The following is a 10,948-nucleotide window of genomic DNA, read 5'->3' as shown; positions in this document are numbered from 1 at the left end:
CGAGCGCATGTCCGGCCCCTCCGGCGGGCTGGGCCGATCGGTGCGCTTCAGCGCCGCGCCGTGGCCGCCGCGCAGCAGCCGCGCCGTCGCCTCCAGCGTCTCGGTCTGCGCCAGCTCCACCGCGTCGCGGCCGCGATAGAACAGCCGCCCGCCCGACACCGTGGTGATCGCCGAGGTCAGCACCGGCTCGCCCCAGGTGATCGCCCCCGCCGCCACCTCGGCCACCTTGCGGCTGCGGCTCTTGCGGTCGGTCAGGGCCGAGATGTCCGAAGCCCGATAGAGGCTGCGACGCGGATCGCGCGGATCGGGCCGCACCTGAACACGCCCGCGGCTGACATAGGCGTAGAGCGTCTGGGAGCGCACGCCCAGCCGGGCGCGAGCCTCCTCGGCGGCGATCCATTCGGGCGGTCTGGCGGGGGCGGATGCGGTCATATGTTGATTATATTGATCAAGATTGACGCTTCCAGCTTGCGGGCAAATATCGCGGCAAGCAAGAGGAGTTCCCGCCATGTCCGATGGCCTTGAAGACGTCGTCGCCGCCAACACCGTGATGTCGGAAGTCGACGGCCAGCGCGGCGTGCTGATCATCCGCGGCCGCTCGCTCGACGAACTGGCCGGCGCCACGCGGTTCGAGGATCTGGTCCGCACCCTGTTCGACGGGTTCTTCGACCCGCTGCCGGCCGATCTGGCCCCGGCCCTGGGCGCGGCCCGCGCCGAGGTGTTCTCGGAGGTCGCCGCCCTCGATCCCGGCCTGCTCGACCTGACCCCGGTGGAGGCGATGCGCGCCCTCACCGCCCGCCTGCCGGACGGCGACGACCTGGCCACCGCCCTGCGGTTGATCGCGGCCCCGGCCGTGTTCACCGCCGCCGTGGTCCGCGCCCACCAGGGCCTGGCCCCAGTCGCCCCCGACCCGGCGCTCGGCCACGCCGCCGACGCCCTGCGGATGATTTCCGGCCAGGTCCCGGCCCAGGCCCAGGCGGGCGCCCTCGACACCTACCTGGTCACGGTCAGCGATCACGGCCTCAACGCCTCGACCTTCGCCGCCCGGGTGATCGCCTCGACCCGCGCCGGCCTGACCTCGGCGGTGCTCGGCGGGATCAGCGCCCTGAAGGGGCCGCTGCACGGCGGCGCGCCCGGCCCGGTGATCGAGATGCTCGACGAGATCGGCGCCCCCGCCAACGCCCGGAGCTGGATCGAACAGGCCCTGGCCCGCGGGGATCGGCTGATGGGCTTCGGCCACCGCGTCTACCGGGTGCGCGACCCGCGCGCCGACGCCCTGAAGGCCGCTGTCCGCCGCCTGGACGACGGCTCCAATGTCCGCCCCGGCCGCATCGCCTTCGCCGAGGCGGTCGAGGCCGCGGCCCTGGCGATCCTCAAGGAGCACAAGCCGAACCGGCCGCTCGACACCAATGTCGAGTTCTACACCGCCCTGCTGCTCGAGGCGCTCGACTTCCCGCCCAGCGCCTTCACGTGCGTCTTCGCCATGGGCCGGGTCGCCGGCTGGATCGCCCACGCCCGCGAACAGGTGGCCGGCGGCCGGCTGATCCGTCCGCAGTCGGTCTATGTCGGCCCGACCCCGCTGCAGGCGGCCTAGCCTAGCTCAGCGCGGTCCAGCTGGTCGCCTCCTGGTCCAACAGGTTCGCGCTGGTCCGGTAGAGCGAGCGCGAGACGAACGCTGTGGTGGTCTGCGCCAGGCTGCGGCATAGCTCGGCCTTCAACGCGCGGGCCTGCGCCACCCGCGAGTCGCCCGCCGGGCCGCCGACGATCAGGTCGACCACGTGCAGGGCCAGCTGCGCCTCGCCCGCGCCGGCCAGCTCGCGGGCCCGGGCCAGCACCTGGTCAGGCTCGATCGCCGACCACACCGCCTGCGCCGCCGCCGCCTCGCCGGCCGGGTGCAGGTTGGTCGGATTGCGGTCCCACCAGCCGTTCTCCTCCCGATACAGGTCGCGGACGATATACTCCGGCGCGCCATAGGTCGGGGCCATCCAGGGCTTGTCGAAGATCGCGGCCGGATAGGTCATGTCGGCCAGGATCTCGCGCTCGTTCATGCCGGCGTTGAGGCGGCGCACCACCTCCTCGCGCAGCCAGCGCAGGGCGTTCGCCGTCTCGATCAGCCACTCGCGCACCGCCGCGCGGCCCTCGATCAGCGGCCCGAACTCGGTCAGCAGCCGCTCGGCCTCCAGCGCCGCCAGCCGCTCCAGCGTCACCGCCCAGCGCAGCGTGTAGCGCTGGGTGCGCAACGGCGTGCCGATGTTCGGAATGGTCGTGCCCGGAGCCGCCGCGCCGGCCGCCAGCAGCCCGTCGTCGGGCAGCCACAGGGCCAGCGCGTCATCGACTTCCGACGGCGCGTGGATCAGCTCCACCCGCCGCCCGGCCGTGGTCACGGTCATCGTGTCGTCGAAGGTTTCGGTCGGGTCGTGCAGGCCGAACCCCGCGCCGATCTCCTCCAGCGTGCGCCGGGTCGGGAACTGCATCGCCGCCATCCGCGCCTGCAGCTCGGCGGTCTCGCGATAGCGGGCGTAGCGGGCGGGCAGCAGCCGGTGGGCGATGCGCCGGGCGGCCGGCTCGCCGCGCTCGCGATTGTGCACGTCCCAGAGGTCGACCGAGGCGTTGTAGCCGTTGTGGCCGTGCGAATAGACGATGGCGTGGACCGGCGCCTCAGTACGCTCGCGCAGGTCGGCGATCATCCCCGGCGCGTGGGCGTGGCCGCTGGCGTCCAGCACGATGATCCCGTCACCGGTGGTCACCGCCAGGCTGTTCCCCTGCCCCGGCAGCACGAACAGTCCCTCGCCGATCGTCTCGCCGGCCATTTGGCCGGCCAACACGCCCTTCGCCTTCGCCATCGCGACGTCCTCCCTGACGTTTTCGCGGGCGATCCTAGGAGCGCGGCGCCCTTCGCCGCCACGTCGAGAACTGCTGCGTCTCCATCGACGCGGTCTATGGGGCGAGCGCCGCCTCCAGCCGCGCGCCGGCCGCCTTGGCGGCCTCGGCCATCGCCTTGATCTCCGGCGATCGCCAGCGCTCGCGGGCGACCAGCATCCAGCATTCGTAGAGCCCGTCCCAGGCCAGCGGCGCGGACGCCAGCACCCCGCGCTGGACGTCGTCCTGGTAGACGAAGGCCGGGGCCACGGTGACGAAATCGCCGGTCAGCAGCCGTTCGCGGATCAGGTCGTAGGAGTCGGTGCGGAATCCGGCCAGATGCTCGGCCGCCGCCCCGCTCACCGGGCCGACCCAGTCGAGGAAGGCCGCGCTCGGCGGGCAGCTCGCCAGCCGGAACTCCAGCAGTTGGTCCGGCGTCAACGCCCCCCGGTCCAGCAGCGGATGACCGGGCCGCGCCAGCGCCACGTGCGGCCCCCGCAGCACCCGCACGCGCACCAGGTCGCCGAACGGCGCGGCCGCCTCCTGGTGGACGAACACCGCGTCATAGGCGCCCTCGGTCAGGTCGCTGACCAGCCGCTGGGCGTTGTCCTGGGCGGTCCGCAGCGACAGCTCCGGATAGCGCTGCGCCATGGCCGTGATGATCGGGCCCAGCAGCCCGTGCCGCGGAGCCGGCCCGACACCGATCCGCAGCCGCCCGCGCTCGCCGTGCACCAGCTTGTCGAAATCGTGGTTCAGGGCCTCGACGTCGCGCAGCACCGCCTCGGCCCGGGCGACCAGGAAGCGGCCATAGGGCGTCGGCTGGGCGGCCCCGCCGTCGCGCGCGAACAGCTCCACCCCCAGCTTGGCCTCCAGCCGGGCGATGTTCTTGCTCAGCGTCGACTGCGCCACGCCCAGCCGCCGGGCCGCGCCGCTGAACCCGCCGTGCCGGCTGATCGCCACGATCTGTTCCAGATGCTTCAGATCCATGGCCGGAAGCTAAACCACTTTCGGCCGCGACGGGCGCCCGTTCCCGCCCGGCCGCCGCTCGCCGCAATGCAGGATTAACCCTACCGGACTATCCACTTGGCCAGTTCCCCCGCTTTCGAGGATTCGTCCCATGCTCCGTGAGCCGCTCGCCGCGCCCTGGTCTGGCGACGACCCGCTCGTGGATGTCGGGGCCTTCTTCGAATTCTCGCTCGACCTGCTGGTGATCCGCGACCTCCAAGGCCGCGTGCTCAAGGCGAGCTCCTCCTGGCGCACCCTGCTCGGCCACGATCCGGAGGAGATGCGCGGCCAGCCGCTGCTGGGCCTGGTCCACCCCGACGACATGCCCGGCACCCTGGAGAGCGTCGAGGAGGTCGAGAACCGCCGGCCCGGCGCGCCGGTGCTCGGCTTCACCAACCGCTACCGGCACAAGGACGGCCGCTACCTGACCCTCGAATGGCGGGCCCAGCGGTTCGGCGACCGCATCTACGGCGTGGCCCGCGACGTCACCGAGCGCGTCGCGGCCGAACGCGAACTGCGCGAGGCCAAGGTCGCCGCCGAGGCGGCCAGCCGCGCCAAGTCCGACTTCCTGGCCAATATGAGCCACGAAATCCGCACCCCTCTCAACGGCGTCATCGGCATTGTCGACGCCCTGGCCCGCACGCCGCTGGCCGTCGACCAGGCCGAGATGGTCGACCTGATCCGCAATTCCGGCACGGTGCTGGAGCGCCTGGTCTCCGACATCCTCGACGTCTCCAAGATCGAGGCCGGCGAATTGCCGCTGGAGATCGCGCCCTTCGACCTCGACCTGGCGCTCGGCCCCTGCATCGAGGTCATGCGCTACCGGGCCGCGGACAAGGGTCTGGACTTCGAACTGGCCCGCGGCCCAGGCGCCCGCGGCCTTTTCGTCGGCGATGGCGCCCGCATCGCCCAGATCGTCGCCAACCTGCTCTCCAACGCCATCAAGTTCACCCCCAGCGGCGCCGTGACCTTGCGGCTGGACCTCGCCGACGACGGCCGCCTGACCCTGGTCGTCGAGGACACCGGCGTCGGCTTCGACGCCGAGCACGCCAGCCGGCTGTTCAACCGCTTCAGCCAGGCCGACGCCTCGATCAGCCGCCGCTTCGGCGGCACGGGCCTGGGGCTGTCGATCTGCCGCTCGCTGACTGAGATGATGGGCGGCGAGATCGCCGCGACCTCCCAGCCGGGCGTCGGCAGCCGCTTCGTGGTCGCCCTGCCGCTCGCCCGCGCCGAGCCCGCGGAAGAGACGCGCGGCGTCCGCCCCGTCCCCGCCCCCGCGCCGGCCTGCCGCGCCGCCGGCCCCCTGCGGGTGCTGCTGGCCGAGGACCATCCGACCAACCAGCGCGTCGTCCAGCTGATCCTCGCCAGCCAGGGCGCCGACCTGGTGATCGTCGAGGACGGGGCCCAGGCGCTCGAGGCCTTCGCCGCCGGCGCCTTCGACCTGGTGCTGATGGACATGCAGATGCCGTACATGGACGGCCTGGCCGCCACCCGCGCCATCCGCGCTCTGGAGGCCGAGCGCGGCGCCGCGCCCGCGCCGATCGTCATGCTCAGCGCCAACGCCATGGCCGAGCACCTCGAAGAGGCCCGCGCCGCCGGCGCCGACCTGCACGTCGCCAAGCCGATCACCGCCTCCAGCCTGCTGGCCGGCATCGAGGCGGCGCTGGCCGGGGTCTGATCAAACCAGCTCCCTCGCCCCTCAGGCGGGGGAGGAGACGAACAGCATCGGCTGGAACCGGCCGCGAGTCGTTCGCGCTGGGGTCGCCGGGCGCGGGACGGTATGACGGGCCATGGTCCAACCTCGTCTCTCCGCCGCCGAAACGGCCGTGCTGACCCGCCGCATCACGCTCGCCTCCACCGGGGTGGCGCTGCTGCTGGTGACGATCAAGGCGCTGGTCTGGGCGATGAGCGGGTCGATCGCCCTGCTCGCCTCGGCCGCCGACTCCGCCCTCGACCTGCTGGCCTCGCTGGTCACCTTCTTCGCCGTCCGCTACGCCGCCAGTCCGCCCGACGCCGAGCACCGCTTCGGCCACGGCAAGGCCGAGGCCTTCGCCAGCCTGATGCAGGGCGGCCTGGTGTTCGCCTCCGCCGCCCTGGTCGGCCGCGAGGCGGTCATGGGCCTGATCGATCCCCAGCCGGTTCGCCAGGAGGTTCTGGCGGTGATCGTGATGGCGGTCTCCACGGCCCTGACCTTCGGCCTGATCAGCGCCCAGAGCTGGGTTCTGAAGCGCACCGCCTCGGTGGCCGTCGCCGGCGACCGCGCCCACTACGCGACGGACCTGGCCTCCAACATCGCCGCCCTGGTCGGCATCGCCGCGGCCGCCTGGCTGGGACTCTCCGGCCTCGACGCCCTCGCCGCCCTGGTGGTCACCGGCCTGTTGCTGTGGGGTGCGATCAGCGTGTTCCGCGAAGCCGCCAACCAGCTGATGGACCGCGAACTGCCGCACGAGGAGCGCGAGCGGATCAAGACCCTGGTCACCCACGACCCGGCGCTGACCGACGTGCACCAGCTGCGGACCCGCGCCTCGGGTCCGTACGTTCACATGCAGATGCACGTCGACCTCGACCCCGCCCTCTCGCTGGAACAGGCTCACGCCGCGGTGGTCGCGGCCGAAAAGCGCATCCTGGCCGAGTTCCCCAGCGCCGACATCATCATCCATCCGGACCCGCGCGGCGCGGCCGAACCGCACGGCGGCGCCTTCGCCGAGACCGCCCTCGGTAAACGTGGCCTTAACGAGGACTAGCGATACTCGGTCGCCTGATGAGCCTCGACCTCACCCTCCTTCATTTCCCCCTGGATCCCGCCTCCCGGCAGGTCCGCCTCGCGCTGGGCGAAAAGCGGCTGCCGTTCGCCGAGGAGGCGGTCCGCTACTGGGAACGACCCGAGGCGCTGGTGAGGCTCAACCCCTCGGGCCTGACGCCCGTGCTGGTCGTGGGCGGCGGTCGCGAGCCGCTGGTGCTGTGCGAAAGCCGCGCCATCCTCGACCACCTGGAAGAGACCCATCCCGAGCCGCCGCTGCTCGGTCGCGACCCGGCCGAGCGCGCCGAGGCCCGCCGCCTGCTGCAATGGTTCGACCGCAAGTTCGACTACGAGGTCGGCGGCTTCCTGCTGCACGAGAAGATGGAAAAGCGCCTGCTGGGCCTCGGCGCCCCGGATCTGGCCGCCATGCGCGCCGGCCGCGAGGCGCTGCGCGCGCACCTGGTCTATGTCGAGACCCTGCTGTCGGGCCGCGACTGGCTGGCCGGCCGCCGCCTCTCGATGGCCGATTTCGCCGCCGCCGCCCACCTGTCGGTGATCGACTATTTCGGCGACGTGCCCTGGCGCGACTTCCCCGCGGTCAAGACGTGGTACATGAAGCTGAAATCGAGGCCGTGCTTCCGGCCGCTGCTGGCCGATCGCTGGCCCGGCCTCGCGCCGGCGCAGCATTATGACGACCTCGACTTCTGATCCCAAGACAGCCGACCTGATCCGCCAGCGCGCCGCCGAACTCGGCTTCGACGTCTGCCGCATCGCCGACGCCCGCGCGGAGTGGGCCGCCTCGGAGCGCCTGCGTGAGTTCGTCGAGCACGGCCGCCACGGCGAGATGGGCTGGATCGAGGAGACGCAGGATCGCCGCCGCCACCCGACCGCCATGTGGGACCACGCCCGCTCGGCGATCATGCTCGGCGTCAACTACGGCCCCGACCACGACCCGCTGCAGACCCTGGCCCGCAAGGACCGCGGGGCGATCTCGGTCTACGCCCAGGGCGACGACTATCACGAGCTGATCAAGGGCCGGCTCAAGCAGCTGGCCGGCTGGCTGGTCTCCCGCTTCGGCGGCGAGCTGAAGGTCTTCGTCGACACCGCGCCCCTGATGGAAAAGCCGCTGGCCGAGCGCGCCGGCCTCGGCTGGCAGGGCAAGCACACCAATCTGGTCAGCCGCGAGTTCGGCTCCTGGCTGTTCCTCGGCTCGATCCTGACCGAGCTCGAACTGCCGGCCGACGGCCCCAGCGGCGGCTCCTGCGGCCAGTGTCGCGCCTGCCTGGACATCTGCCCGACCAAGGCCTTCCCCGCGCCCTATCAGCTCGACGCCCGCCGCTGCATCTCCTACCTGACCATCGAGCTTAAGGGCCCGATCCCGCGCGAGTTCCGGCCCCTGCTGGGCAACCGCATCTATGGCTGCGACGACTGCCTGGCGGTCTGTCCCTGGAACAAGTTCGCGGCCCAAAGCCGCGAGCAGCGGCTGCACGCCCGCGAGGCCCTGCGCGAGCCGGCGCTGGCCGACCTCGCCGGCCTGGACGACGCGGCCTTCCGCGCCCTGTTCTCGAAAAGCCCGGTCAAGCGGATCGGCCGCGACCGCTTCGTCCGCAACGTGCTCTACGCCATCGGCAACTCCGGCGACCCGACCCTCGCGCCCAGCGCCCAGGCCGGGCTCGCCGACCCCGCCCCCGTCGTCCGCGGCGCCGCGGTCTGGGCGCTCCGCCGGCTGCTGCCCCCCGACGCCTTCACCGCCCTTCGCGCCGCCACGCCCGAGACCGACCCCGAGGTCCTGGCCGAGTGGAACGCCTAAATTGCTCCCCCGCTGGGGGGGCTGTCAGCTCAGCTGACTGAGGGGGCCTAGGGCCTCTGCAGTCCCCCTCCGTCTCGATGCTGCGCATCGATCCACCTCCCCCAAGAGGGGAGGAATTTCTACCGGCGCCTTCCTGCGATCTGGCCCGCTAAACCTGCCACTCCGGCGTCCCCTCTGCGGCCTGCGCCGCCTTGGCCCGCTGGAACCCCTCGCGGTCCTGCAGCCTCGCCCAATAGGCGGCCACCGCCGGGCTGAACCGCTCCGAAAGTCCCAGCGTGCTCGCCAGCAGCAAGGCATAGCCGACCGAGATGTCCGCCGCCGTGAACCGTCCAGCCACCAGATAGTCCCGAGTTTCCAAGGCCCTATCGACCGCCCGCAGCCTGGCCGCGAACCATTTGGCGTAGTCCTCGGCGACCTGCGGATTGCGCCGCTCCTTCGGCTCCAGCCGCGTGTAGCGAAGCACCAGGGTCTGCGGGAAGGTCAGCGTCGCCTCGCCCAGATAGAGCCAGTTCAGCCAGGCGCCGTAGTCGCCATCGTCGTTCGGCACGTTCAGCGGCCCGCCGTGCCGAACGGCCAGGTACTGCAGGATGGCCGAGGATTCGGTCATCCTCGTCTCCCCGTCGACGAAGAACGGGATGGTCCCCAGCGGGTTGATCTCCAGGTACTCCGGGGCCCGCACCCGCGGCGGAAACGGCAGCAATTTCAACTCATAGGGGACACCCAGCTCCTCCATGGCCCAGAGGGCGCGGAACGAGCGGGCGTCGGCGCAGTGATAGAGCGTGACCATCAGTCGGCGTAGGCGGCGGCGCGCTTCTGCAGGTTCGACATCACCGCCTCGACCTGGTTGGGCGAGCCGATCAGCGCGGCCTGCTCGACGCTCTCGGCCTTGAGGATCGCGTGCTGGTCGGCGTCGGCGACCATGTCCAGCAGCCGCTTGGCCGCGCGGATCGCGGTCGGGCTCTTGGCCGCGATCTCGGCCGCCAGCGCCAAGGCTTCGGCCCGCGGGTCGGCGCAGACGCGGGTCGCCAGGCCCAGGCGCGCGGCCTCCTCGCCATCGAAGATCCGGCCCGTATAGGTCAGCTCACGGGCGACGTCGTCGCGCACCAGCCCGCGCATCAGCACCATGCCGGCCATGTCCGGCACCAGGCCCCACTTGATCTCCATCACCGACATCCGCGTGTCGGCGGTGACGAAGCGCAGGTCCGCGCCCAGGGCCAGCTGGAAGCCGCCGCCGAACGCCACGCCGTGCACCGCGGCGATCACCGGGACCACCTGCTCGCTCCAGACCATCACCGCATGCTGAGCGCGGTTCGAGCCGCCGGCCGTGCGGTTGTCGGTCAGCAGCGGTTCCCCGGTCGAGGATTGGCCGCCCTTGCGCTCGCCCGAGGCCATCTTGCCGAAGTTGCCCATGTCCAGGCCGGCGCAGAACGCCCGGCCTTCGCCCGACAGCACGATGGCCCGCACGCCCGCCTCGGCCTTCAGCCGCTCGCCGGTCTCGATCAGGGCCGAGAACATGGCGTCGTCCAACGCGTTCATCTTGTCGGTGCGGACCAGGCGGACATCGGCCACGCCCTCGCTGATCTCGACTGTGATGCGGTCTTCCATGGTGGCGCTCCTTCAGGCCTTGCCGACGACGTAGCCGGCGCGTGGAAAGTGAACCTGGGTCCTGCCAAGTTCAGGGGTCTCGCGGGAAAGGACGATCCGGCCTGGCGTCGCCGCCACCAGGGTCCCTTCGACGGGGTCGCGGCCATAGTCGTCGGCGGCGACGGTGATTGCGGTTCCGGGCGCCAGCGCCTCGGTCGGGTCGTGGGCCGGCGCAGGTTCCGGCTCGGCGCCCCGCGCGACGGCCAGGGCGTCGGCGCCGCTGATCTCGCGGCGGGTTCCGTGGCCGATGGCCGCCACCCGCTCGCGCCAGCCTTGCGTCCGCGTCAGCCCGGCCAGGAGCTCGTCAGCCACGGCCGGCAGGTTCCGCGCCAAGAACCAGATGTTCATGTAGGCGGCGACGTCGGCCAGGCCCGGCGCCTCGCCGGCCAGCCAGTCGGAGGTCGCCAGCCCCTCCTCGATCCACGCCGCCTGCGCCCGCCATTGCGGAGCCATCAGCGGCGCGGCGGCCTTCATCGCCGCGACGTTGAACGGCCGCCCGGTCAGCTTCTCGCGGTCGGCGATGAACTCCGGCGCCGTGGCCTCGCCCAGCGCCCCGAAGATGATCGGCACGGTGACGCCGAAGAACTGCCGGTCGGCCCAGGCGTTGACCGCCCACGCCGCGCCCCCGATCGCTTGCGGCGACGGCGCCCGCGTCTCGATCTCGGCCAGGATCACCTGGGTGTCGCAATAGATGTCGGCGCCGATCTGCAGCACCGGGATGCGCCGATAGCCGCCGGTCAGCGGCGTCAGCTCCGGCTTGGGCATGATCACCGGCGCCTGAACCGAGTCCCAGACCAGGCCCTTCAGGCCCAGCATCAGGCGGACCTTCTCCGAGAACGGCGAGGTGTCGTAGTGATGAAGGATCAACCCGCTCATCGGCGTTTCCAAAC

10 protein-coding genes and 1 pseudogene are annotated in these 10,948 nt (G+C 71.9%); 5 read left to right on the top strand and 6 right to left on the bottom strand.

The features are described 5' to 3' along the window. Positions 1-432: pseudogene (locus tag OUA97_RS11370) on the bottom strand (citrate synthase); the annotation flags it as partial. 76 nt (positions 433-508) lie between these two features. Between OUA97_RS11370 and OUA97_RS11365 the strand changes: the two are divergent. Then, a complete protein-coding gene (locus OUA97_RS11365; RefSeq protein ID WP_267232007.1) occupies positions 509-1,594 on the top strand; it encodes a citrate synthase/methylcitrate synthase in 1,086 nt (361 codons plus the stop codon). Position 1,595: 1 nt separating this feature from the next. On the opposite strand, the gene OUA97_RS11360 is transcribed toward OUA97_RS11365, so the two are convergent. Together OUA97_RS11360 and OUA97_RS11355 are read right to left on the bottom strand one after the other, a co-directional pair. Beyond that, a complete protein-coding gene (locus OUA97_RS11360; protein WP_267232006.1) occupies positions 1,596-2,843 on the bottom strand; it encodes an alkyl sulfatase dimerization domain-containing protein in 1,248 nt (415 codons plus the stop codon). A 94-nt stretch (positions 2,844-2,937) separates the two neighbouring features. Next, positions 2,938-3,846: a LysR family transcriptional regulator gene (locus OUA97_RS11355; protein WP_267232005.1), complete on the bottom strand. Its 909-nt coding sequence runs from the start codon at positions 3,844-3,846 to the stop codon at positions 2,938-2,940. Positions 3,847-3,976: 130 nt separating this feature from the next. Between OUA97_RS11355 and OUA97_RS11350 the strand changes: the two genes are divergently transcribed. The 4 genes from OUA97_RS11350 (at position 3,977) to queG (ending at position 8,414) form a co-directional block, all read left to right on the top strand. Next, positions 3,977-5,542, top strand: coding sequence for a PAS domain-containing hybrid sensor histidine kinase/response regulator (locus OUA97_RS11350; RefSeq protein ID WP_267232004.1), 1,566 nt, complete (start codon positions 3,977-3,979; stop codon positions 5,540-5,542). A 112-nt stretch (positions 5,543-5,654) separates the two neighbouring features. Further along, the gene (locus OUA97_RS11345) at positions 5,655-6,608 is read left to right on the top strand and encodes a cation diffusion facilitator family transporter (RefSeq protein ID WP_267232003.1); all 954 of its coding nucleotides are present in this window, start codon (positions 5,655-5,657) and stop codon (positions 6,606-6,608) included. Positions 6,609-6,625: 17 nt separating this feature from the next. Beyond that, positions 6,626-7,312 carry a glutathione S-transferase family protein gene (locus OUA97_RS11340; RefSeq protein WP_267232002.1) on the top strand — a complete coding sequence of 229 codons (687 nt, stop codon included), beginning with the start codon at positions 6,626-6,628 and terminating at the stop codon, positions 7,310-7,312. After that, the gene (queG, locus tag OUA97_RS11335; RefSeq protein ID WP_267232001.1) at positions 7,293-8,414 is read left to right on the top strand and encodes a tRNA epoxyqueuosine(34) reductase QueG; all 1,122 of its coding nucleotides are present in this window, start codon (positions 7,293-7,295) and stop codon (positions 8,412-8,414) included. The genes OUA97_RS11340 and queG overlap by 20 nt, the downstream gene beginning before the upstream one ends. A 148-nt stretch (positions 8,415-8,562) precedes the next feature. Here the strand turns inward: queG and OUA97_RS11330 are convergent, their stop codons facing one another. From OUA97_RS11330 to OUA97_RS11320, 3 genes are read right to left on the bottom strand one after another with little or no spacing between them, the layout of a single operon-like run. Beyond that, positions 8,563-9,201: a glutathione S-transferase family protein gene (locus tag OUA97_RS11330; protein ID WP_267232000.1), complete on the bottom strand. Its 639-nt coding sequence runs from the start codon at positions 9,199-9,201 to the stop codon at positions 8,563-8,565. Continuing rightward, on the bottom strand, positions 9,201-10,019 hold the full coding sequence (locus OUA97_RS11325) for a crotonase/enoyl-CoA hydratase family protein (protein WP_267231999.1): 819 nt from the start codon (positions 10,017-10,019) through the stop codon (positions 9,201-9,203). The genes OUA97_RS11330 and OUA97_RS11325 overlap by 1 nt, the downstream gene beginning before the upstream one ends. A gap of 12 nt (positions 10,020-10,031) precedes the next feature. After that, the gene (locus tag OUA97_RS11320) at positions 10,032-10,934 is read right to left on the bottom strand and encodes a glutathione S-transferase family protein (RefSeq protein ID WP_267231998.1); all 903 of its coding nucleotides are present in this window, start codon (positions 10,932-10,934) and stop codon (positions 10,032-10,034) included. Positions 10,935-10,948: the final 14 nt, after the last annotated feature.

The sequence above is a fragment of the Phenylobacterium sp. 58.2.17 genome, from assembly GCF_026411515.1.
Lineage (GTDB): Bacteria > Pseudomonadota > Alphaproteobacteria > Caulobacterales > Caulobacteraceae > Phenylobacterium.
The sequence above is the reverse complement of the archived record's forward strand: the minus strand, read 5'-3'. Positions and strand labels throughout refer to the sequence as shown.